The 22404-nt window shown below is 57.9% G+C and carries 27 protein-coding genes and 2 pseudogenes; 13 read left to right on the plus strand and 16 right to left on the minus strand.

What is annotated here, in order from left to right; all coding sequences use genetic code 11:
* Positions 1–39: 39 nt before the first annotated feature.
* The gene (locus tag NLY43_RS13830) at positions 40–642 is read left to right on the plus strand and encodes a hypothetical protein (RefSeq protein WP_023713149.1); all 603 of its coding nucleotides are present in this window, start codon (positions 40–42) and stop codon (positions 640–642) included.
* Complete coding sequence (locus NLY43_RS32810) at positions 639–1043, plus strand: PIN-like domain-containing protein (RefSeq protein ID WP_502882169.1); 405 nt, start codon at positions 639–641, stop codon at positions 1041–1043. Before NLY43_RS13830 ends, NLY43_RS32810 begins: the two co-directional genes overlap by 4 nt.
* A 9-nt stretch (positions 1044–1052) precedes the next feature.
* On the opposite strand, the gene NLY43_RS13845 is transcribed toward NLY43_RS32810, so the two are convergent.
* The 4 genes from NLY43_RS13845 to NLY43_RS13860 form a co-directional block, all read right to left on the minus strand.
* The gene (locus tag NLY43_RS13845; RefSeq protein WP_023750018.1) at positions 1053–1421 is read right to left on the minus strand and encodes a sunset domain-containing protein; all 369 of its coding nucleotides are present in this window, start codon (positions 1419–1421) and stop codon (positions 1053–1055) included.
* Positions 1422–2762: 1341 nt separating this feature from the next.
* Positions 2763–3116 carry a hypothetical protein gene (locus tag NLY43_RS13850; protein ID WP_155922557.1) on the minus strand — a complete coding sequence of 118 codons (354 nt, stop codon included), beginning with the start codon at positions 3114–3116 and terminating at the stop codon, positions 2763–2765.
* Between the two features lie 40 nt (positions 3117–3156).
* Positions 3157–3348 (minus strand): hypothetical protein, encoded by a 192-nt coding sequence (locus NLY43_RS13855; protein WP_023672259.1) that lies wholly within the window; start codon positions 3346–3348, stop codon positions 3157–3159.
* A gap of 134 nt (positions 3349–3482) precedes the next feature.
* Entirely contained in the window at positions 3483–3692 is a 210-nt protein-coding gene (locus NLY43_RS13860) for a hypothetical protein (protein ID WP_023713153.1), read from the minus strand.
* A gap of 25 nt (positions 3693–3717) precedes the next feature.
* Here NLY43_RS13860 and NLY43_RS32815 point away from each other — a divergent pair, with 25 nt between their 5' ends.
* Both NLY43_RS32815 and NLY43_RS13865 read left to right on the plus strand, forming a co-directional pair.
* Complete coding sequence (locus NLY43_RS32815) at positions 3718–3951, plus strand: Y4oE-related protein (RefSeq protein ID WP_084561226.1); 234 nt, start codon at positions 3718–3720, stop codon at positions 3949–3951.
* Between the two features lie 524 nt (positions 3952–4475).
* A pseudogene (locus NLY43_RS13865) lies at positions 4476–5519 on the plus strand (IS256 family transposase); the annotation flags it as partial.
* Positions 5520–6100: 581 nt separating this feature from the next.
* On the opposite strand, the pseudogene NLY43_RS13870 reads toward NLY43_RS13865, so the two are convergent.
* The 3 genes and pseudogenes from NLY43_RS13870 to NLY43_RS32575 form a co-directional block, all read right to left on the minus strand.
* Positions 6101–6349: pseudogene (locus tag NLY43_RS13870) on the minus strand (helix-turn-helix domain-containing protein); the annotation flags it as partial.
* A complete protein-coding gene (locus NLY43_RS32570) occupies positions 6336–6536 on the minus strand; it encodes a DUF1515 family protein (protein WP_023712907.1) in 201 nt (66 codons plus the stop codon). The pseudogene NLY43_RS13870 and the gene NLY43_RS32570, both read right to left, overlap by 14 nt.
* Before the next feature lie 163 nt (positions 6537–6699).
* On the minus strand, positions 6700–6915 hold the full coding sequence (locus NLY43_RS32575) for a glycosyl hydrolase 108 family protein (protein WP_348626047.1): 216 nt from the start codon (positions 6913–6915) through the stop codon (positions 6700–6702).
* Here NLY43_RS32575 and NLY43_RS13880 point away from each other — a divergent pair.
* The gene (locus NLY43_RS13880) at positions 6858–7082 is read left to right on the plus strand and encodes a hypothetical protein (RefSeq protein ID WP_023712906.1); all 225 of its coding nucleotides are present in this window, start codon (positions 6858–6860) and stop codon (positions 7080–7082) included. The genes NLY43_RS32575 and NLY43_RS13880 overlap by 58 nt on opposite strands.
* A gap of 711 nt (positions 7083–7793) precedes the next feature.
* Here the strand turns inward: NLY43_RS13880 and NLY43_RS13885 are convergent.
* The 5 genes from NLY43_RS13885 to NLY43_RS32820 all read right to left on the minus strand — a co-directional run bounded on the left by NLY43_RS13885 (position 7794) and on the right by NLY43_RS32820 (position 10979).
* The gene (locus tag NLY43_RS13885) at positions 7794–8168 is read right to left on the minus strand and encodes a VanZ family protein (protein WP_245267889.1); all 375 of its coding nucleotides are present in this window, start codon (positions 8166–8168) and stop codon (positions 7794–7796) included.
* A 732-nt stretch (positions 8169–8900) separates the two neighbouring features.
* Positions 8901–9143, minus strand: coding sequence for a hypothetical protein (locus tag NLY43_RS13890; protein WP_156936204.1), 243 nt, complete (start codon positions 9141–9143; stop codon positions 8901–8903).
* A 664-nt stretch (positions 9144–9807) separates the two neighbouring features.
* Positions 9808–10041, minus strand: coding sequence for a hypothetical protein (locus tag NLY43_RS13895; RefSeq protein WP_050591009.1), 234 nt, complete (start codon positions 10039–10041; stop codon positions 9808–9810).
* A gap of 486 nt (positions 10042–10527) precedes the next feature.
* Positions 10528–10680: a GNAT family N-acetyltransferase gene (locus NLY43_RS32580; RefSeq protein WP_352496840.1), complete on the minus strand. Its 153-nt coding sequence runs from the start codon at positions 10678–10680 to the stop codon at positions 10528–10530.
* Between the two features lie 98 nt (positions 10681–10778).
* On the minus strand, positions 10779–10979 hold the full coding sequence (locus tag NLY43_RS32820) for a hypothetical protein (protein WP_023713853.1): 201 nt from the start codon (positions 10977–10979) through the stop codon (positions 10779–10781).
* On the opposite strand from NLY43_RS32820, the gene NLY43_RS32825 reads away from it, so the two are divergent.
* Positions 10923–11039 (plus strand): nuclear transport factor 2 family protein, encoded by a 117-nt coding sequence (locus tag NLY43_RS32825; RefSeq protein WP_245264092.1) that lies wholly within the window; start codon positions 10923–10925, stop codon positions 11037–11039. The genes NLY43_RS32820 and NLY43_RS32825 overlap by 57 nt on opposite strands.
* Positions 11040–11055: 16 nt before the next feature.
* On the opposite strand, the gene NLY43_RS13910 is transcribed toward NLY43_RS32825, so the two are convergent.
* A complete protein-coding gene (locus NLY43_RS13910) occupies positions 11056–11265 on the minus strand; it encodes a DUF3072 domain-containing protein (protein WP_023712903.1) in 210 nt (69 codons plus the stop codon).
* Positions 11266–11507: 242 nt separating this feature from the next.
* On the opposite strand from NLY43_RS13910, the gene NLY43_RS13915 reads away from it, so the two are divergent.
* From NLY43_RS13915 to NLY43_RS13930, 4 genes are all read left to right on the plus strand, one after another.
* Complete coding sequence (locus NLY43_RS13915; RefSeq protein WP_286460936.1) at positions 11508–12425, plus strand: NADP-dependent oxidoreductase; 918 nt, start codon at positions 11508–11510, stop codon at positions 12423–12425.
* 205 nt (positions 12426–12630) lie between these two features.
* A complete protein-coding gene (locus NLY43_RS13920) occupies positions 12631–12861 on the plus strand; it encodes a hypothetical protein (RefSeq protein ID WP_023669678.1) in 231 nt (76 codons plus the stop codon).
* Positions 12861–13103 carry a DUF982 domain-containing protein gene (locus tag NLY43_RS13925; RefSeq protein ID WP_023669677.1) on the plus strand — a complete coding sequence of 81 codons (243 nt, stop codon included), beginning with the start codon at positions 12861–12863 and terminating at the stop codon, positions 13101–13103. Before NLY43_RS13920 ends, NLY43_RS13925 begins: the two co-directional genes overlap by 1 nt.
* A gap of 182 nt (positions 13104–13285) precedes the next feature.
* Entirely contained in the window at positions 13286–13570 is a 285-nt protein-coding gene (locus NLY43_RS13930; protein WP_286460937.1) for a PilZ domain-containing protein, read from the plus strand.
* 397 nt (positions 13571–13967) lie between these two features.
* Here the strand turns inward: NLY43_RS13930 and NLY43_RS13935 are convergent, their stop codons facing one another.
* Positions 13968–14714, minus strand: coding sequence for a Crp/Fnr family transcriptional regulator (locus NLY43_RS13935; protein WP_023699539.1), 747 nt, complete (start codon positions 14712–14714; stop codon positions 13968–13970).
* 483 nt (positions 14715–15197) lie between these two features.
* Here NLY43_RS13935 and NLY43_RS13940 point away from each other — a divergent pair, with 483 nt between their 5' ends.
* A complete protein-coding gene (locus tag NLY43_RS13940; protein ID WP_023712900.1) occupies positions 15198–15608 on the plus strand; it encodes a patatin-like phospholipase domain-containing protein in 411 nt (136 codons plus the stop codon).
* A 416-nt stretch (positions 15609–16024) separates the two neighbouring features.
* A complete protein-coding gene (locus tag NLY43_RS13945; RefSeq protein ID WP_023712899.1) occupies positions 16025–17740 on the plus strand; it encodes a DUF6538 domain-containing protein in 1716 nt (571 codons plus the stop codon).
* Here NLY43_RS13945 and NLY43_RS13950 read toward each other — a convergent pair.
* On the minus strand, positions 17737–18186 hold the full coding sequence (locus NLY43_RS13950) for a DUF6998 domain-containing protein (RefSeq protein WP_023712898.1): 450 nt from the start codon (positions 18184–18186) through the stop codon (positions 17737–17739). The two genes, NLY43_RS13945 and NLY43_RS13950, sit on opposite strands and share 4 nt — an antisense overlap.
* Before the next feature lie 419 nt (positions 18187–18605).
* Between NLY43_RS13950 and NLY43_RS13955 the strand changes: the two genes are divergently transcribed.
* Positions 18606–21281, plus strand: a complete 2676-nt coding sequence (locus NLY43_RS13955; RefSeq protein ID WP_023712896.1) for a DUF927 domain-containing protein — start codon at positions 18606–18608, stop codon at positions 21279–21281.
* A 79-nt stretch (positions 21282–21360) separates the two neighbouring features.
* On the opposite strand, the gene NLY43_RS13960 is transcribed toward NLY43_RS13955, so the two are convergent.
* Positions 21361–22392, minus strand: a complete 1032-nt coding sequence (locus tag NLY43_RS13960) for a DUF4238 domain-containing protein (protein WP_023712895.1) — start codon at positions 22390–22392, stop codon at positions 21361–21363.
* Positions 22393–22404: the final 12 nt, after the last annotated feature.

The following is a 22404-nucleotide window of genomic DNA, read 5'->3' on the forward strand; positions in this document are numbered from 1 at the left end:
CGCGCGCCTGATAGGGACGTCTGCGCTCAACATTTCGAGGTGGATGAAGGGCTACACCTCCGCCGCGAAGAAGTTGAGCATCGAATCGCGCCGCTATGGTCATCGCAGTGGCCGATCATCGACAATCATCTCGAGATCGGATTCCGTGACCTGATCGAGCTCCGCTTTGTCAAAGCATTCACAGGGGCCGGCGTCGGCCTTTTGGCGGTTAGAAATTGCATCGAGTACGCACGTGAGTGTGTCAATGACGAGCGCCCGTTCTCAACCAGGCGCTTCCAGACTGACGGCAGAACGATCTTCCTCGAAGGAATAGAGCGTTCCGGTGAAACCAAGCTACTCGACCTGAAGAGGCGGCAGTATGTTTTCCGCCAGGTCATAGAGCGGACGTTCAAAGACCTGGATATCGAGGATGACGCGGTGGCGCGCTGGCGGCCCTTCAATGGCAAGCAGTCCATCGTGATCGACCCCCATGGTTCGTTCGGTCAGCCGATCGCCTCCAAATATGGCGTCCCGACCGAGGCGCTTGCGCAAGCTGTAGAAGCCGAAGGATCCATGGAAAAGGTGGCACGCCTTTTCGATGTCTCAGCTGCCGCTGTTAGAGACGCCATGAAATTCGAAGAGAGCCTTCAGAGTGCCGCGTGAAAGCCCTGGTCGACGAAAACCTGTCGCCCGCTCTCGCCCGTTCGCTAAATGCCCTGTTCGCCGGGGAGCATGAGATCGTCCATATCAGAGAGAAGTTCGGCCCCGGCGTGAAAGATGTGGCCTGGATCGCCCAGCTGAGCACGGAGGGGGCGTTGGATCGTCATCTCTGGCGATCGACGCATTACCCGGAACAAGGTCGAATATGCTGCATTTCGAAGCTCTCGGCTCGTCGGGTTTTTTCTTTCGAAGGGCCTCTACAAGGCTCCGGTCGTCAAGCAAATGGAGCGGCTACTCGCCCTTTGGTGCACGATCGAAAAGCAATCGGAAATTGTCGCGGGCGGCGCGATGTTCGAACTTCCAATAAGGAGCACGCGCATCGAGCAACTGAAGGTGTAGTCTAAAGGCAATCGCTACACTTTCGCTTTCCGCCAGCCCGCCCACCACGCTTCCCATTGTGAGCAGAACCAGCGCTCTCCTCGAGCTGGGTTGACGCGCGTAGCAGAGTAATATTCCTGCCCCGGCATATGGTAGATATGCTCGCCGCGCTCGTTAATGTTGCCCTTGATATCGCAGCCCGCCTCGCGGACAGCCGCGTTGCTGGCCGACGAATCGCCGCCATGGTGAACGCGCGGCAGCTCGTGCCGATCGTCGCCGACTGCAAGATAGCCCGCGGAAGTCGCCCCGAGCATCACCAGAACGGCGGCGAGACGATAGCGGAAAAGCGAGCGCCACCAAGGCCGTCGCCTCTGCAACCTCCTGGCATGAACAGAATTGCCCATGATCCCTTCCCCGAGGCGAGAATGCATCGTCTGAAGCCGGGAGTCCAGTATCAGGCCGCAGCGCTGTAGCCCGCTTCCTTGATGCGGCGCCCGCGACGCTCAGGCGCGAGACATGGTCGGCACGACCGCTTCCCTCCTGATGGTGGCGCTTGGCGCCTGGCCCTATTGCGTAGCCGCCATTATCATAGGGTGGCTGCTCGGTGTGCGCATATTGGTAGTTCAACCGATCGGAGCCATTCCTGAGGGTGTAACTGCCATAGTATATGGGGTTCCGGATCTGCATCTCGTTGACAGTCCGGATGCCATCTGCCAACGAACCCAAGGGGGCGTCAGTCTCCTATGTAGAGGAATGACAGCTGCGGCAATTGCCAACCACGGCAAGATCCTTGCTCGGCTACCCTACAGCGAGATGCTTTTTCGTCTTAGCGGCGCTCCCGTTCTTGACCGGTAAGCCGGACGGCTTTCGATTTGCGCATATGTTGTTGTTGCACATCAGGGTATACTTGGAAGTGACACCAAAGCGTCGGGTTCAGCAGGGTTGCGCTGGGCAGCCCGGTCAGCGTCCGACACTTGCGGACGCTCCGTTATAAGACATTCCCTCTTCCTCTCGGGGGCGCGCGCGCCACTGTTCGACCCGCTCGTCGACCCATCCTACGGATGGAGCCCAGGACTTCGACTTGCTGGCCGTTTATGGACCGGCCGCTGGGTTGCTTTTCGGCATCGGCACACCAAGAAGCTTTGGACGCCTACGAGGTAGTGGCAGCTCGCTGAAGCGCCTAGCTCGCCTAATCACTTCGGATAAGATCGTCGTACAGCGAGAGATATACGAAGCTCCGCCAAACGGGGGGTGCGGCTCGCAGCAGCAACAAATTTGCGTCAGGCTTCACGGAAGCTCTTGAAAAGATATGCCGAGCGCAAAGACCATACCCAGCCGTGGGAGATGGCCGGTGCAGTTGGGGGTGCTTGTGGGGCTTAACCGCACCGGCCACTGCGGGAAGATATGAGACCCCCACTCCTCTGCCTAAGATATAGGCATATTAGCAAGCGAGCAAATTATCTCGCAATGCCACCTTGAAGGCTCAACCGCGAAGCCAACTTAATTCCGAGAGAGCGGACGGAACTGGTGAGCGCTTTGTCGAACCCCGGAAGCAGTGAGCATCTTTGGGCATTGGACCTTGCCGACCTGCGCAAGGAGTTTGGAAAGTTTCGTCAAGAGCGCGGGACAACGCCCCTTGAGTGGGACGAGCACACCGAAGCTGTTCCTTGAAGAACGACGGGAACGCCGCCGGGAACCGGATTTGTCCGAGCCGTTGGGGAATGGCTAGGCTAGCGTCGCGATCATCATTCACCTTCCGGCGTGGGGGTCTTGTTGTCAGCCTTCGAACGCATGCACACACACACCCCGGAACTTTTGCCGGGTCGCCGTGTTCGTTGGTGATGACGAAAATTGTTGACCTTGGACCGCCTAAGCCCGGCAAGCCACATGACGCTGACTGGCCGGAGCATTTCCATGCGTGCCCCATCTGCGGCCAGCAGGTAGACCGACACGACTTCCGGCAGGTGATGTGGCACGAGCAGCCCGATCACGAGCCGCTCGATCTCAACCAATAAAAAGCCTGCCGCCCTTCCGGCCGCGCGGGCTGACGACAGAGACGTCACACCGCAAGCCTCACCAGCAATGGAACAATCGGCCATCACCGTCGCGGCCCTGAGGGTACCCAGCCGCAGGAGGGTCCTAAAGCCGCACAACCTTGTCGAGATGCAGGCGTATCCGCTGGCCTTCTGCGAAGGCCAGTGCGAACGATTCCAGGGCGAATGAGCGTGTAATTTCCTGGTCAGTTTCAATGATGCGGACGACCCATTCGCCACTGGCTCCGACCACTTCCACGCAAGGCGCGGCCTTGCAGATTGGCACCACGTTGCCCATCACGTCCTCCCTACGAAAAGCAATGGCGAGTCGACTTAAAACCGTCGTAGCCGGTAGATCAATAACAATTGCTTGTTCGGATCGGACGAACCAACCTGGATGGGCAATACGACCGGGGGCTAATGCCACTTCGGTCAGGCGAACCCTCCGGGGAACCTACCGTGAGATAGCCTCTGCTTCAGGTCGTTGGCATTCAGGATGGCGGCCAGCTCTTCGGCATACTCCATGTCGGGAAGGTCGACAGATGGGTGGCCCGCTACAATAGCCGGCTGGCCGGTGAACACGTCGAATACCGTCCACGTCCCATCCGGTTCCTGCCTTTCGTCGTACCGCAGAGTTGCCATGAGGGGATCATATAGTCACCCTTAGGTGTTGGGAATATTTGGTCCACGGAGGCTCGCGATCCAGAGCGCTGATTTCGCCGCTTTGAAGATTGCCGATCTCGTCGACAGAGATCAGGCCGCTCAATCTGCGATCGAACTTTATGGGATGGAAGCACCGACCGCCGTGGCGCACTGCGCTTTGGAGGCGCATTTCGACGGTCGACCAGATGACTACCGCTTTTGGTGCGATGTCTTTCACCAACTGAGAAAACCAAACTGACGGAACTTTGCCGCAGCATCTTATTCGGTCGCGCATGGCTAGAATAGCCGACCTTGGACCGCCTATCCCCGGCAAGCCACACCAACCGCAGGACTGCGACGATCGATTTCACGCATGCCCGATCTGCGGTCAGCAGGTCGACAAACGCGATTTCCGCCAGGTGATGTGGCACGAGCAACCAGATCACGATCCAATTGAACTGGATCAGTGAGGCAGGAACAACTTGGCAGCCTTCAGGGCCACGTCACACTAGGAATGAAAGCGCGGGCCGGACCCTTTGCCGCCGGCCGGCAGCGGTAAGGCATCCTCACGAGCGCTGCGGTGGACCAACTTTTCCATTTACGCGTTGTTCCTAAAGCAAATGAAAGGTCATGTCCCATCAGGTGGTGTAGCTCGGCGGTAGCGAAGCCGCTCACGAGCGCGCCGTTAGCAGCGCTGTAGCGAGCGAGCGGGGTGTGGGTGGTCATCGGCGCTTTCCGGTAGGGTTTGGTTGTTGACGCCAACCCATTTCGGAAGGACCACCGATGACCGACGACATGATGAACCTGCGCACGCTCGTGGAGAAGACCCCGGATGCCGATCTGCTGCGGGAGATGATCGGCTTTGCCGCCGAGCGACTGATGGAAATGGAGGTGGGCGCGGCCACCGGCGCCAGCTATGGCGAGAAGAACCCGCTGCGGCTCGCCCAGCGCAATGGCTACCGCGACCGGGACTGGGAGACGCGGGCCGGCACGGTCGAGCTGCGCATCCCGAAGCTCAGGAAGGGAAGCTACTTCCCAGGTTTCCTCCAACCGCGCCGCATGGCCGAGAAGGCGCTAACCGCCGTCATCCAGGAAGCTTATGTGCAAGGCATCTCGACCCGGTCGGTTGACGACCTGGTCAAGGCCATGGGTATGAGCGGCATATCCAAGAGCCAGGTCTCGCGGCTGTGCGAGGAGATCGACGGGAAGGTGAAGGCCTTCCTCGAGCGGCCGATCGAGGGCGATTGGCCATACCTGTGGATCGACGCCACTTACCTGAAGGTCCGCCGCGGTGGGCGGATCGTCTCGGTCGCCGTTATCATCGCCGTCGGTGTCAACGCGGACGACCGGCGCGAGGTCCTGGGCATGGAGATTGGCACCTCGGAGGCCGAGCCGATCTGGACAGTGTTCCTGCGCAAGCTGACACGTCGCGGCCTGCGCGGCGTCAAGCTCGTCGTCTCCGATACTCACGAAGGCCTCAAGGGGGCCGCCACCAAGGTGCTGTGCGCGACATGGCAGAGGTGCCGCGTCCACTTCATGAGGAACGTGCTGGCCCATGCCGGCAAGAGCGGCCGCAGGGTCGTCTCAGCCTTCATCGCCACCGCTTTCGCCCAGGAAACGCCCGAGGCCGCGTCCGTACAATGGCGCGCCGTCGCCGACCAGATCCGGCCGAAGGTGCCGAAGCTGGCGACAATCATGGACGACGCCGAGCCCGACGTGCTGGCCTACATGACCTTCCCCAAGGAACATCGCGCCAAGCTCCACTCGACGAATCCGATCGAACGTCTCAACGGCGAGATCAAGCGGCGCACCGAGCTCGTCGGAATCTCAGGCCGAAACGATTGTCAACCAGAGGCGCTGAGGGAGCTATACCTCACGTTTGGGTGTTGCTCTTGCGCAATAGCTAAGTCGGCAAACGAAAGAAGTCGCTCGGTTTTCAACAGCCGGGCGGTCTTGCTCATGGAACAATCAGACTCAGCGCGAGTTGAATGCGACGATGAGCAAAGATTACGCAATAAAATCGTCCGTTTGTATCGAAATGGCTCGGTCGCTCCGATCATGTCTGGCGGAAGAGCGAGCGCTCATGCACCATTTCCGGGAGGAACTCGCCTCGGCACGGAGTGACAGTGTTTACTCCCGCCAGGACCGCATCAGATCCGAACAGCAAAAAGCCCCTGCCGTGGGGCTAGGGCTTGATGGGATGGCCCGCGCCTGCTTCCGAGGCTGCGCGGGCCATCCCATGACGAGTGAGGGACGCATCTTGGTCACCGGCACGGACCGCTGAAGAACGAGCCGGTTGTAGCCAAACAGCCTCAGAGCGGGAATGTTCCCGCCTGACGCAAAAACACCCGTGGCTCAGCCGGCGGGCGCTGTTGCAGGGGCACTGTGCACGCGGGCGGCGTCTGCCGTCAATGCAGTTTGCCGACTAGCCGAGCGTATTCGGCTTCAGCCCTGCCATATGACCCATCAGCCAGCGCAATTAGACGCGCGCGATCAAGAATGACTACCTCTCCTCGCATTGAGCGTATCAGACCTTGGCCCTCCAAGGTTTGCAGCGCTATGGTGACGCCGGGCCGCCTGACACCGAGCATAACTGATAAGAACTCGTGCGTAATCGCAAAGCTGTTCCCGTCGACGCGATCATCACACATCACCAGTCATCTTGAGAGCCTGTCGACTATGCCGCCTGCTCGTCATCCGCCGCGCAGCACGCGCCAGATAGACCAACAGGGCGTAACTAAGCGAGGCGAGCGCCGCCGCTGCCATGCCAGTGACGCCCAATGCGCCGAGGCCCATCAACTTCCACCGGGTCACCTCGGCAGAGACCGCCTCCACCTCGGTCATGTCTTCGCTGAGCGATTCACCGCGTCTTCAGTCTCGGCAAAACGCTCCGCCAGCTTATCGGTCTTGGCGTACATCTTCGATTGGCTGGCGGCTGGGCGCTGCTCGGATTGCTCGTAAGAGAGCGCGGCTGAAGCATCGCCGTCCTTTAATGTCGCGCCGAATCTCAGTTGCGTCTCGCTGAACGCCCTCCATGGACGCCCTTCATCGTTGGGCCACCAGGGTCTTTCTTGTTGTCTGAATAGCCGCCTTCGCGCGTGAGCACCTTGGCAGGCGCTTTCTTTTCGCGCGAAATTGCCACCGTTTTAAAGCGGGAGGGTCGGGATGCAGGTTTTCGATGACATCGAGGCGCTGCTGGATGCGGGTGAAGCCTCGACGGCACTTAAGGAAGTGCGGGCGCTGGTGCATCAATTTGGGCGCGGGTCCAGTGTCTTGGCGGGCGCGATCGACGACCTCATTATCGACCTGTCGACGCTATCATTCGTCGCCGATGCTTACGGAGACCGTATCGCAGAGGCGGCGAGCATGCTGGCTCGAAAAAGACTATAGAAGATCAAGTTGCTCGCACCTCGTCAGAACGTGGAAGCGGTCAGCTAGAGATTGGTGGTCGCTACCAGAAACGTGTCGACCTGCTCGGTGCTCCGAGCGCATCGAAACCTCTCGCCATCATCGGTTCCGTATGGACGAAAGAGCCTCCTGACCTTGCGACCAGATGAAAGCTTGGACTTGCGGCAGACCGCAAGCAGTTGGAGCTTGAATTGCCGACACACTCTCAGGAACCGTTGCCGGGATCCCACTCCATTGGTCGTCGGCCCAGATCCGGCGCGCCTCGCTTAAGGTGCCGGTCGAATATGGCCAGCTTCTCTTCGTAGCCGAGCCGCACTCTGGACCTGCAGCTATCGCATTTGAAACCGGCAATCGTTTTCAGCCAGGATCCCCTTCTCACCATAGGGCGTGAACAGGAGGGGCATTGGAATTCTAAAGGTACGTCGCGCAGTTCATTTGATAGAGGCACTGTGCATGTTCTCCTCAGCGGCACGGCCACTGCAACAAAGTAGAAGGAGAAATGTTTCCGGCTACGGCCATTTGCGCGAAAGAATCGGACCTAAGTCTAAATGGTGAGCGGCCCTGAAACCTATTCGCCTTGCTATTGACCTTTGCGTCGGAATTGAATGGCAAAAGCGAGGGTTCGAAAGGCGCCCCGGCGTGAGGCTGGCAAGTGGGGCCAAGACGGCGGCGGTAAGGCGGAGCCTGTGGCGATCAAATAACCGGTTCGCCCAGAATCTCCTTTACCCAGCTCATAGTTCTCAGCCCGTATGCCATGCCGGCGCAGTCGGCAAACCAGTCGAAGACACTCATGTCACGCCCTGTGACGCATTGAAGGATTTCGATCGCTGCGCCCGTTAAAGCAAGTAGAACCGCCAGCCGGACCACCTGTTGGGGCCAGCCGAGGCTACCCAAAGCCGACAAGGTGGCGAACGCGGCGGCGTGGTTGAGCTTGTCGTGATGAGACGTAAAGGCCAATCCGAGGGCGTGCAGCAGGTGGTCTGGCAATAGCGCGAGCAGCAGGACGACCGCCAACGTGGAGAGAAAGGCAGCCCTTGCCATGCTCTGATGAAAGCTCGACTGCGGCAATCTATCCGCAGCACTCCCGGTTCCTAGTTCTCGCTTCCGATACTGGTGCACTAGGCAGAGCTCCAACCTGCATCTGAGCTACGAGCGCGAACAACTGGCATGCTTAACAGGCCTCCTGATGTCATCAGGAAGTTTCATGAAACAGCCTATGTCACTCTGGATGGTTCCATAGGGCGCTGCGAATGTCGCCCTCCATTGTGATGAGGCCGAGGGTTTCCTGCCGAAAAGGCGCGGCGGAATAGGCGAGCCATTGGTACCGCTTGCGCCCAGGTGCGATGCGTATCGTGCCGGGCACGGCTGGGCTGGAGCGGAACTCTTTCCAGCCTTGGCCCGGCTGTCTTTTGCACCCTGATGTTGGGCAGCCGGGCCGACTCCCTTCTGAATTCAATTATCGTCGGCGTGGCGGCTAACAGACGAAACCGTTATTTAGTCTGGTCATCCCTGCCTTGGTGATCTCGCCTTTACAGATTCTAATCCTGGACGCTAAGCCAGCAGCGGCCACTCGCTGCTGTCCAATCAACAAGCTCCAAACATCAGGTTGCGCTTGTATACAAAAAAAGCCGGCCACCTTTCGGCAGCCGGCCAGTGCAAACAAGGAAGGGAACGTTGCACTGATGGGGCAGTGCACCGTCCGAAGCGTTTCCAGGCGACAATGTTCCACCGATGAACAAAGAAGGCTTCACCGCCAGCGCACAATCCCCTTAGCCGCGCTGTGTTGCCATCGCCTAGTGTCTAAAGGCCTTTAACCAGCCAGGGATCGGTGTCGTATCCGAGGCGCGGCTTTTCCGGCGTTCCACCGGCCGGCAATTTGGCGGTTCCGGTCGGCCTGCAGTCCAGCTCGAGCACCTGCTTCTTGGCCGAGTGCTTCGTAGAGCAAAGGTCCGTGGCGTCACTCACCACCACCTTCTTCTCCTTGGCAACAGCGACACCAGTCACAGCGATCACGATCGCCGCGCAAAACACAGCTACTCTCATCATACTCCCCACGTTGTGCCTCCCCAAAAAGGCTGAGCCTGACGTTACGGCACATTTAAATTAGCGCAAGCGAATATTAGCTGCCTAGTCCCTTCACATCGGCTCTGGTCGCCTCCCCCTTGCTGCCGGCGCCTTGCGATACCGGCAGCGCGATATGGTAGGATGGGCGCATGCCTGCTCATGATCGGAGGGCCGATGTTCATGACTTGAGCTCGACATGGCAGAGGGCTGCAACCGTCAAGTTTCCCAGGTCGTCGTGGCGATGAACGATCGCGTCGAGGATCGCTTAATAAGCGGCGTTTACTAGGTTCCGCTGGTCTAGCCCTACGCGATCACACCATAACCACGTGATGACAAATCAGCCATGTGTGTGGCGCGGCGGGCCTGTTCCGCTTGTGGCCGGCGCCTACCCACCCGGGTTCCCCAACCATGGCGTCGGCCATTTTCGTTCTCTCAGCGATTATAAGCCTTTGCTGTAGGCCTATGTGTTGGCTGGACGGTGAGATCGCTGTTAGATCGCCTCGTTCGTTTGGATGTTTCGCTGGCGTTGGGAGGAGGCGCATATGTTCGCCAGCCGGCGGATACCACACCGCCCCACCGGTCAGGCCCAGCGCGCCCGCTGCAAAGTCCCGCAGACGGCTGCTGGGCCGCTGGCGGGCAGCGGCTACTTGCTGACGATCCAATCCACCAAGCCAGTTTCGATCAGCTCGAACCAATCGTGCACCAGGGCCTTGGCTAAATCGCGCCATTGACACTCAGGCGTACGGGAGACGGCAACAGTAGAAGGGTCGGCATCTTCCCAGCCTCGCGCCACGTCATCGCGATGACGTTGACGAAGGCGCATCAGCAAGGTGGCCGTAGTGGCCGCTTGAGCGATATCTATGGGCGTTGCAACCATCGCAGCCTCCCTCAAAGCGATGGCAAACCCCTCACTAGTAAGCCCGCTCAGACTCTCTCTGCAATCAAAAAAAGAGTTGTCCTCGCTCCCTGTTCTGTCATCGCAATGAAGGACGACATCTTCGAGCACCCGCAGCACACCTGTCGCATGGAAAAAGCTGTAGGCGTTTATAGGTGCTTGGGGAATCCGCCGTTTGTTTGCGTTGTGGAGCGGGACAAAGCAAGTTACTCACTCAGGCTGGCTACCGTGAAGCGGGGCACCAGCCCGACTTCCACGCGTTGCCGTGGGAAGCTGAACACAGGGCCGTCAAAGAAAGGCAAGGTGGACGCGACGGCGCTCGCTGAACGCATTCGGGCGCCGGCTGCGTTCGCGTTCACACCCGGCGCTATGTCGCTTCTAGGCCCGCTCTGTCGCTACTTTGTGCGCAGCATATTGTGGGAACTCTGCCTCGGCCCACGCACTCAGTGGCTGACCAGAACGAGCGCATCATCGGCCTAACCGTTTAGGCTGTAGAATTTGTGTGTGCGCTCGTATCGAGATGCGGGTGATGTCGCAGCCGAAACGCGCTGCTTCCTTCTCGATCCGCCCCATCAGTTTGGCGCCGATACCAGCACTGCGCATCTCGGCGTCGACAACCACATGGTCGGCCTACGCCCACTTTCCGCCCATACCCGGTTTGCTGATAGAGCGGGTAGATAGCCGCGATCTCTTCGAGCTCCATGGCTGAGTGTCGATGCCTATGTCGGCGAGGTGATGGGTGCGGGCTTGCCGCCGAACACCAGCCCCAACTGGACAGTCGCATCGCTCGACATTACGGGCGATGCAGCCACTGTGAAGGTTGAGGACGAATTTGGAACCACAAGGTTCACGACTATCTTTCCCTGCTCAAGATCGCAGGAGAGTGGAAGATCGTTAGCAAACTCTACCACCTTCACCATTTGGACCGTCCAGATCACAGGCCAAATACCGCGAAACTGGCGACCTTCAACCTGTCGTAGGTCTCTCCCAGCGCCTTTAGAGCTTGAGCTCACTCCTTAGCGCGTCGATTCGCTTCGAGGCCTCGGCTTTGCTTAGATCTTCGGCGTAGCTTCTGTCGTCGCCCGCCTGCTCACATAATGTTTTCAAGTAGGAAGCTTGCGACGGAGTCATTGGCTCGTCACCAGTCGTCCATTCGTCAGGATCCTTGCTGATAGTTGCGCTTTTGGCTCGGGGTGAAGTTTGCATGACGCTCTCCGTGTTGGGAACGGCACAACGTATTTGATCTGCTTTTGTTCCACATGCTTGAAGTGTGTGAAATTGCGAGGGCATAGGTGTTCACGAACGCAAGTTTACCCGTGCTGGAAGAATCCGACGAGATTGCTTAGCTTCCGCTCGCGGTCGCCAACGATGAACTCAACGCCAACTCTGCGCGAGACATCGAAGACCCTCCGCGCCCGCAATTTACCCCAACGGTGAGGAGACGCCCCATGAAAGCAATCGTAGCGACGGACCTGACTGCAGGAACGGCCGGGATGAAGTTGGTGGAGTTGCCCGAGCCTCGGGCGGCAATTAACGACGTGGTCGTACAGGTTCATGCGGCAGGATTCGTCAACACCGAACTGGAGTGGCCCTCGACGTGGGCCGACCGAGCCTTCCGTGACCGGACCTCTTCGATCCTCGGCCACGAACTGGCTGGTGTGGTCACTGCGCTCGGCTACGGCACCACAGGGCTTTCTATCGGTCAGCGGGTGTTCGGCCTCGCGGACTGGCATCGCGACGGCATCCTCGCCGAGTATGTTGCCATGGAGGCCCGTAACCTCGCGCCGCTGCCCGGCGATGTCGACTTTACGGTGGGCGCTAGCCTGCCGATCTCCGGCCTAACCGCTTGGCAGGGGCTGTTTCAGCATGGCCGCATCAAGGCCGGGCAGAGCGTTCTCGCGCATGGCGCTGCCGGTGCCGTCGGTTCGATGGTGGCGCAGCTTGCCAGGGAGGCTGGAGCCTATGTGATCGGCACCGGGCGGGCCGCCGACCGCCAGAAAGCGCTCGACTTCGGTGCAAATGAATTCCTCGACCTCGCAAAAGACACCCTTGAAGATGTCGGCGGCGTCGATCTGGTGTTCGATGTCATCGGCGGCGATGTCCAGAAGCGATCCGCAACGCTCGTCCGGGCCGGAGGTATCCTTGTCACAGTCGTTGGACCAACGGACATTCGACCTGCAGACGGCTTGGCGGTTGACTTCGTCGTCGAGGCTGATCGAGCCCAGCTTTCTGAGATAGTGCAGCGGATCCGCGATGGACGACTGCGGACGAACATCGGCAAGGTTTCGAGCTTGGATGATGCCATCGGCACCTTCAACTCAACGGACCGACGCGCGGGCAAGACCGTTGTCCGCGTTCGTCCGTGAGAACTTGGGAGAGAGGCGGGCCCTCGCTCCTTATGGTCGCGTCGGCAGCTGACACGGTGAGGTGCAAATCAGCGCCTGTCGCGGGATTTAGCCATCGTAGGGCGGTGTTTGCGGGAACCTACTTTGTACGTTTCCGACTCTTGCCTTTTTCGGAAAGTGACCCACAGAATAGCTGATTGAGGTTCTATCTCTCTGGGAGGATGGGATGGACATTCAAGCACCTGTTCGGCCTACGCAGCAAACGGCCAAGGAGCTGGTCCGCGAGGTCCTGTTGGGCTCTCAGCCCGGCGACATTATTTCCGTCAAAGCGACCATTGTAGCGGTCCGTGAGCGCGGCGGCGATCTTCTCGAAACTGACTGCCAGTTAGTCGAAATGATCGTCAAATCAGCCTCCGTTTGGGGACTGTTCATCGCCTTTGACGTTCGAGAGGCGTGATGCCCCACCGTTGGTTCAACCCTCCGGTTTATGTGAAGACTGAGCGCCCGGGGCTTCGCCTTGGTGTCAACCGGGTTGATGCCGCCGCCGAGGAGCTCCTAAAGTGGTCCAATCGTGGCCCCAAGTGGCGGCTGGCGGCCGAGGCTTGCCTATCTGCGATGGATGGCAAAATGCCCGGTAACGACTTCCGGCTGCTGTTCGAGGCCGCGGCCGATGAAGAGGAGATGCTGCTGCCGGATTGACACCGCTGGACGGGACCATTCGGGTCTGTTCGCGTTGCGAATTCACCGGCGCAACGGGCATTTATGCTGTCCGTCTCCGTCGTCAAACTTTAAAGTGAGACACTAACGAGCGACGACCTAGATGGACAGTTATTCGCCGGTGCGCGTACCATATAGGGCCGCGGGTGACCGATGGAGGTCACATGGTTGATGAAGAGCATCGCCGCGAACGGAGGCAGCGGGTGCTTAAAGGCGCCTCAATCATCAGCGGAATCACAAACTCCGAGATCAGTTGCACCATTCGGAACCAAAACAGTGGCGGAGCTGAGCTCAAAGTCCCGGTGGAAGCGCGTGTCCCTGAGCGGTTCGTGCTTTACGTGCCGACCGACGGCGTTGCCTACCAAGCAGTCCTGCGGTGGCGCAGGAACGACCGAATTGGGGTTCAATTTATAGGAACGTTGCCAAAGCCGCGTCTCCACTATGGCTGAGCTTGTGCCCGGGATGCACAGACCGGGGAATTGGACACTCTCCGGCGCTCGGCACGTGTTCCATGGCAGTCGCACTTTAGAGATTACCCCCCGGCGAAACTTCGCTTGAGGTCGACACGGTCAGAAGGCTTACAAAATCGCGGGAATATTCCCCGTCCAGATATTTAGCCGGAGCGCCCCACGCCTCGGCTGGTTGGCCAGTGAACGCGTCAAACACCGCTCAGGTTTCGTCGAGTCCCTCCTGAGGTCGTATCTTTGAGAAGCCATGCCGTCGCTAGGTAAGTCTGCGGTCCAGTTCTCAAGCGGTGATCGACATTCCTGTTGGAGTGCGGGTTCTACAGGAGATTCGGTTTTGAGGATCGCGAGGGCTCAACGGATCATGAGCGACCCAGCAGGATCAGAAACCGGCACCCGTCTGCGCAGCCCTTTGATGAAGATAGGTAGAGTCAAAATCTGCGGCGCGAACGAGCCCTGCCCAGTCGGTCGCATGAAAACGCGAGCCAACGGTGGATATCAGACCGTCGCGTCTAAGGTCCTGAAGCACTCGGTTCACGTGCACGGTAGAGAGGCCAAGTGCGTCGCCAAGTGCAGCCTGCGTAATGGGGAGATAGGCCACATGATCTTCAATGCGGCCTACCGAGCGAAGGCGAACAATGAGTTCGCAAAGAATGTGAGCCATACGCGAGTAGGCGTCGCGCCTACCGACGTTGGTGACCCACTCTCGATAGATCGCCGCATCGATCACCGTCGAGCGCCAAAACACTCTCGTTATCGAAGAGTGCTGGTCGCAAACGGCGCGAAGTTCGTCGTGCCGCATGAAGCCCACCCTAGCGGGCATGAGAGGGGTGAAAGTGCAATCCATGACCGACAAATGCAAACCATGCAGGTCGGGAATGTCGCCCGGAACAAAAAAGGAGGAGATTTGACGCTTCCCCTCCCCGGTTAGTTTGATCGACCCTATTAAGCCTTCAAGAACGACGAACGAAAGGCTCGGCTTATCGCCCTCGCGCAGAATGTCTTCGTTGGCCTGATATCTCTTCTCCTGAATCGAGATGTTCCCCAAGGTCGCAATGTCTGATTCTGCGAGTTCCGAGATGGCTTGGAGCTTGCGGATCAACATTTTGAAAGAATGATCATGTGCCATCAAGAACCTGTTCGTGTTTGCTCCCAACTTTTAGTTGGCGCTAATGTTCCCGCTGCCTAGAGGAGACGAAGGCCAATGGTCAGTGCGTCGATGATGCGCGCAAAGTTCAGCTGTCCTCAATCCTTTTCGCCTGCCGCAACCTGTTCGAAACGGCTGGATCACAACCTGCTTTCCACCGGATTAACGAGTGCTATTGCGCGCTAGGAACCTTAAGAGTTCGCAGCCGTTCAACTGTTGGGGCGCACGAAGCAGGCTTTCAATGTCATCGGGTTCCGTGCTGATCGTGGAGACGTCGAGAACTCTCTCCGGGAGGCCGGGTTCGAGGTGGTCGCCGGCTTAAAAGGGCCTTCAAGCGATTGCGACTTTCGATCGTGAGCCGGAGCGAGTTGTGGCTCTCCTGACAGATATCAGACTTGGGGACGGCCCAAGCGGGTGGGATGTGGCCCGGCACCTCCGAGGCGCCGATCCTACTATGCCAGTTATATGACAGCGTTGGTCGATGCCATGGCCTGCTACGCAATTGACCGACATCAAATCGACATCCTGTCTCTCGGCTGCGTTGAATTGGAGTTCGCCTTCACCAAGGACCAAATCGCCAAGGGCGGTATCAGGCACTGGCGCGAGATCATTTCTGCCGCCATGCGCCTGCAAAGCCAGAATGCACTGGGCCAAGCTGGGCTGCTGGTAGGACGAGACCGTCTACTACGCGTCGACGGAGCACCTATGAAGTCTAATCCGATCGACCTCGACGACTACACCGGTCCGCCGCAGAGTTACCTGTTATTGCTGCCTCACTGGTCAAGCAACATGAGGAACGGCTGGCCGCGCTTTTCGTTGCGCCGCGTCCACCCTACAAAGCGGTGTATGGGCCAAGGTCTCAGGACCCGTAAATAGCCACCTGTTCTTCGCACGATGTCGGCTTTCAGAAACCGCCTAAAGCGATCCCGATATTGAGCGCAATGGCCATCCGTTCTGATTAAGTCGTCTTGGCCAGCCGTGGTCTTCACTCGACCCCGCATGATGAGGTATGACCAAGAAGGATGTAGACTAAACCGGAAGAGACAAGGTGCAGGTGCAAGGCATTGAGAGAAATAGCAGGAACCGAACCAATCCACAGGAATATTTTGTTGGTATTTATGTTGGTAGCAGATGCGGCTAACATTCGCCTAAGTATCTGAAAGCAAAACGGGATTTTCTTCACTTGAATTCCGCCTCTGGGCACCATCACCCACCTAAGGTGTTGATGCCGCTGAAAAACCAGCAAAATTAAATGCTTAGGGCTACCCGAGTGATACACACAGGTGTTACACATGGTCCTAGCTATGAGCCGTCCAACAAAACATCCTAAGACCGGCGTTTACTGGTTCCGAAAGCGAGTACCAGCGGACATAACCGCGCTGACGGGTCGCAAGGAAGCCATCAAGACCCTTGGTACAAAAGACCCCGAGGAGGCCAAGCGGAAATATATAGAGGTGCTCGCTGAATTTGAGCGCGAGTGGGCGCGGATTCGTCTCGGAGGCAGCCTCACACGAAGAGACGACCCTAACGGTGGCATTGACGGCACACCACGTCTCATAACAGACCGTGAGGCGCATGTTTTTGCCCAAACCGTCCATGACGAATGGATTGCAAGGTTCCGCGACAATCCGAGTGAACAGCTTCACTGGCACACCGATCTCTACGAAGGCATGTGGACAAAGTATCCCCTGCCCTCAGTTGATCCTGTTCCGGGCGTGGAAGGTATCGCAGATCCCGTTCCGGGAAAGATGCCGATAGAAAACGTACTCTGGAAGTCGATGCGGGCCGGGTGCGTCAGCCGGGCAAAGGACATTCTTGTTGGCAATAGCTTCAGCGACGATTCGTGGAGTATCGACAAGACGGCACGTGCAGTGGGGGCCGCCCTGCAGAGAGCCAGCTTAACGCTGCAAAAGCTTGAACGCGGCGAGTTTGAGCCCGGAGAGGAGCCCGAGTGGCTTCATCGCTCGACAGATACTCGGTCAACCGACAGTCGATCGCGTAAGACGGCGGTGACAAAGGAGAGCACTGACACAGCGACTTTGACTGGGCTCGTGGACGGCTGGTGGAAGGAGAGCAAGGCAGCGGGCAGAAAACCGAGTACCTATGAGAGCTACAGAGATGCGTTTGCCTATCTTGCTCGGTTTCTGAAACACAACGATGCATCGAAGGTTACGGCCAAGGATATTATTGCCTTCAAAGATCACCGACTGAGCACACCGTCGCCGAAAACCGGAAAGATAATTTCCGCCAAGACGTTTAAGGATAGCAATCTCTCGGCTCTGAAAGTCGTCTTCGGCTGGGGGGTCGCCAACGGAGTCGTAGCTCATAACCCAGCTGTGGGTGTGACCTTGAAGGTCGGCAAACCTGCTCGCCATAGATCGAAGGGCTTTTCTGATGAAGAGGCCAAAACGATCCTTTCTGGCGCGCTATCTCATCAGCGAGGGCAAGAGAATGCGAAGACCTTTGCGGCGAAGCGTTGGATACCGTGGTTGTGTGCGTTTACAGGTGCTCGCGTCGGCGAATTGGCCCAGCTGAGAAAGCAGGATGTGACCTTGCGTGGCGGTGTTTGGGTCATTCGAATCACCCCCGAGGCCGGTACGGTCAAAACCAATGAAGCTCGCGAGGTACCCCTTCATCAGCAGGTGATCGACCTTGGATTCCCTGCTTTTGTACAAGAGGCTCCAAGTGGACATCTCTTTTTGAAAGTCGATCCGTCTGAAAACATCCGCGGGGCTCTGCGCGGCTTGAAAAACCGCCTCGCCGAATTCGGCCGAACCTTCGTGCCAGACCCGAATGTGGCGCCCAACCACGGTTGGCGTCACCGCTTCAAAACAGTTGGCATGGAAGCCGGTATCCCTCCCCGCATTCTAGACGCGATACAGGGTCAGGCAGCTCGGACGGTCGCCGACACCTACGGCGAAGTTACACTTAAGACCATAGCAGGACAAATCTCAAAATTACCCTTCTATTCAATCTCGGGAACAAATGAAGAATCTGCCTGCGATTAGATGGCAATCTCCTCGCCCGAAGATTCCCTTGCGGCCGCAGATATCTTTGCTATCGCCAAAAGCTTGCTAAGTCGGATGACTCGCTGCCCATTCTTTTGAACCGGTCCCGCGGCTTGCCATGCTGGCTCGCCCGGCCCGTCGTACACTATCTCGGCAAACTCAGGCGAAACCACGCGCAAGACCACGAGCCGGTTGCAGGTGTCGTAAAGCGAAATCGATTTGGCTCCGGTCATCTTGATTTGGACATCGCCATCTTTGTCGAAGGCATCATGCCCGGGGTGAGAGCCCGGATATAGGGTAAGTCCAAGCGCCTCGGCGGCGACCACCTCTCCTATCGATCCAACGAGATGCCCATCCGGAGTAAATTTTCGACCCGGATAGCAAGCCTCCAAAAGCTCCACAGCCCTGTAAATAGCTGCAACAGGTTCAGGCAGTTGCACTCGCATTGCCAACCTTCCCGAGATGCCTCCCGCCAAGGACTGAGCGAGAATATTTTTGCTACCCTCTTGCATGATACACAGGGCACACACTAAATCCCATGCACAAAGAAGAAGCCTAAAAAGCCTTCTAATCAGATAGCGAGCTCGGCCTCCGGCAACGGACTGCCGCAGTCCAAGGGGGAACGGCCCCGCCGCAATTGCGGATCATCTGGTCAAATCCACACCCTTAAACCGGGAGTGGCGATGGTCAGTTGGTGCTTCGATCCCCATCTTCCTCGTCGTCGCTCTCAAACCGAGAGCGAAGCTATGCCAAAACCAAACACTGGGTCGGATCAAGCTATCCTTGGTCTGATCGCGTTTTTTGTCGAGCCCGACTTCCTTCATCTGGGGCGCCTGCTGCGTTCGTCCGACAAGGAGGATGCGCAATGAACGCGCGTCCCTCGAAGGTGCACAGGGCACAGGCGCAGAAAATCCTCCCGCCGAACTTTGAAACCATAAAGGCTTGCAGCGAATATCGGTGCGAGGCGTTGGCTGCGGCTCCGACCACCACCCACTATCTCGCCGAAAAATGCAGCCCGAAGAAACGTTGCAATTCGGGCCTGTGCCCCCTGTGCATCCGTGCTCTTCGAGTTCGTTTTGTTGAGTTCCTAGACCAAGAGCGGCTCGACAAACACCAGTGGTTCTTCGTCACGGCATACATGCGTGGTTGGACGAAGGAGCCCGGCGATGTCCGAGCGTTTGGACAACTCGGCACTCATCCCGCGATCAAGGCGTTCATCCAGAGGCTACACCGTGTGAGTGTGCCTGATCCCCTGATGCTGTTCGGTGCAATAGAGACGGTCTGGCGCACCAACGATAACGAACCAACGGGCAAGCCGTTTCATCTGCACTTCATGATTAGTGGGCGATCTGAGGAGCAAATTAAGAAGTGCGCTCGCGGATTTGACCTCGACCGCACTGTAGCTACTGAACTGAGAGTCGAGGCCGTCAAAGCGGGGTGGGAAGATTTCTGCAAGGCCGCAACCTACACGATGAAGCAGCCCTTCTGGAAATACTCCTACTGGGGCTTAGGCCCAAGGAAGGAACGCCAGTTTCCCAATCGGCGAGAGCTTGGCGAGCTGATCTGCAATCTCGGTCCCCACGGCACGGCAGGACGGCTGGCGTTCGCTGGGATGCAGTACAAGCACGGACGGTTCGAGCTGACTTCCAATGTGAAATCGATGTCGGCGAAGTCGCAAGTCGAAGATGGCTCAAACAACCCTGCCGATGCCGAGAAGAGGCCTCCCAACGAGCTGTGGCTGAACCTGATCGGAGCAATCGTCACAACACTACAAGCCGGAAATTGGGCACCTCAACCGCTCCCTAAGCATCAAACAACCACGTCATCAGCCCGGCCCGTGCCCTCGTGCACGGCGTTGGGAAACTCCAACATCGAAGGGATATCTAACATGAATGCACAGGGCACACCTCGCGACGCACGTGTCACGGCTGCCTCGCCAAACCGTTCCGGTACATCTGAACCTAAGCGCTTTCTGAGACTTCACCACGTCGAGATTCACGACCCTGACGGCGAATATTTCTATTCGCTGAAATTCAGTCGCCGCAGTGGGGTTGGCGAGGTTGTCCTTCCGAGAGCTACGTTCTCCAATGCTGGCCATGCCAAGGCCGCGCTCCTCAAGCGGGGTGCATTGTTGCCCGAGAATTTCAAAGACAGGTGCGACGCTATACTCGACGACTCCTCTGCACGAGAAATCCGTGTCGTTCGGCAAGGCGGTTGGGTGGGCGACGCCTTCATTTGTCCGTTCGGCGTGTTCGGGAACCCAACCCACACCGACAAGGTAAAGCTGGATCCGAGCCTGTTTGTTGGGAGAAGCGTGAGCGGCACCAAGCGGGAGTTTCTGTCCGGAATTCGCCCCCTGCTTTTGAGGTCCGACTACTTAGTTCTTGGATATCTAGCGTCGCTTTTGCCAAGCATGGCGTCTCGCCTTGGACGGTCGGAATCGTTCGGGTTGAACCTCGCGGGCGAGAGTTCCACTGGCAAGACGACTGCGCTTGTTTTGGCCCAATCTCTACTCACGAAGGCCAGCGAACGTTCTCTTTTTAACTTCAATACGGCACCGGCCACGCTCACGAACAAGCTTACAAGCTACGGGGGTCTAGCCATCCCCTTTGCGGATTTGAAGGCTGCCAGCGAGAAGGGCTCGAAGGTCGCCGAGAAAATACAGACCACTGTCTTCAACGCTGTGACCGGCAAAGGCCGTGAGAACCCCGCCACCACGGGGTTAAGAGCGGCATCGTTTTGCATACCTCTTCTCTCGAGCGAGAAGCCGATGTCGGAACTCTTCGGTCAAGGAAATCTGGAATATCAGGACGGTGATGCGGTCAGATTGATAGATGTACCTGTACCCAAACGGGAGGATGGGGGAATCTACAACCGAAGGCGGCCGAGCGACACTCCTTCGACCTTGGCAGCCACGCTTCAGTCATTTCTAGAGAGGCAGCACGGCACGATCTTCCCTGCTTGGATCAAGTACGTGTCGTCTATGCGGTTGCCAGCGCTGCAATTCTCGGTGGCGGCACATAGGTTTATCTTCATGGAGTCGATCGACGCTAGTGACGGCGCGCATCGCCGTATCGCTGAGCACTTCTGCCTGCTCCTCGCTGCTGGCGATGTCGCTTCGGGGGCTGGTTTGATTCCTCTGTCCCGCGAAACGATCAAGAACGCACTGGTCCGGCTCTACAACTTGGTCATCGGCCAGTTTGTCTCGGCCTCAAGCCGCGATGACGAGGCTTGGGACCGGTTCATCGCCGGGATTGAGCAATACCCCTTGCTAGTGAAAGGAGAGGCTCCAGCCGATGCTTCGGCAGCAACCGACGGCTTTCGGCGCAACGAAAAGGACGGCCCCCGACTCTACATCAAATACGACGCCCTCCAGAGGCTTGTAGACAATGACTGGTGCCTCGAACACATCATCATGAAGAGACTGGTCGATCTGACAGCGCTGGATGGGGGAACAGGAGCGAGGAGCAGCATAGTGAAGCAGCGTGGGTTACCTCGGTCCCGTTACCTTGCCATCAGGTTGGCCGCGCTCGGCCTCTGAACTGGCGCTGGATACCGGGCATGGGTCTTGGCAAGACCCATGCCCGACTTGGTTGGCCGCTCCTTACCCCCAGATGTCGCTATCCAACTTGAATTCTGCGCCCCCGCTTCAAGTCGGGGTTCTCGCTATTGAAACTTTTCGCCAATGCAAAATCCGCCTGCTGGCACACGACGTAGCGATAGGCGTATGAAGTTTGCAGCGAGTTATAGTAGTCCATATTGTCATCGTTCGACGAGACAGGGTGGCCGTCCGTAGCCGCCGAAAGCAATTCCTCGACTGGCCTTTTTGTGGCCTTTGCCGCATCCAGAAACTGCCTCATCCCGGCTGCTGAAAGCTGACCTTTCATTAGACGCGACACTGCCTCTGCCTGCCAAGCGTCCTTTGTTCGCTTGTGGGTTTCCCTCAAGCCTTCGATGATGGATGGACAGAATGCGCAAAGCATAAGGTCCGATGCCAGCGGCATGTAGATTTCGATACCTTGAACGGCTAGGCCGAGATTGCCACGCGGGCCAAAATCAAGCGCGTTAGCAAGGCAAACCGGGTTGTCACCTAGATAGAAACTGCGACCCGGCGCGGGCTCGGCGAGCACAAAGTCCTTTGCAGCAATGAGTTCGGCATAGTCCCCGATGCTGCCCTGAATGCTCAGCAGGTGTTCTCTCCTGAGCCTGTCCTCGGTCATAGGTTGCCAGTCTTCCCACCCTCGAACATCCTGTATTCTACCGCCACTCTCTTCGACCTTCTTGACCAGCGCCTCCTCGATCGCCTGCCATTGATCGCGGGTGGCCTTCGTTCTCAAAAGTTGGAACGCCAGCATAATAGCCAACGCTGCTTTCTGCTCAGGACTGCGATCGAGCTGCCGGTCCTTCAACACCTTTTGGTAGCTCGGCAGGACCTGATCCTCTGCGGCACAAGCGATTGGCTCAAAGGATGCGATCCATTCATCGTCGAAGGTAAAGTCGTTGAAGCGGCGCTCCGCCATCATGTTTCGAATGGACGTGACAAATGTCTTTCCGGTGTGCTTATCGAATACCGAGACCCGCTCGTTCTTCTCGTCGGAAAGAAACTGGCGCAGGATGAACTTAGGAACGTAGTGGTGATTCTGGGCTGCCATCCATACAATCTA

The organism is Mesorhizobium sp. C416B (genome assembly GCF_030323165.1).
GTDB lineage: Bacteria > Pseudomonadota > Alphaproteobacteria > Rhizobiales > Rhizobiaceae > Mesorhizobium.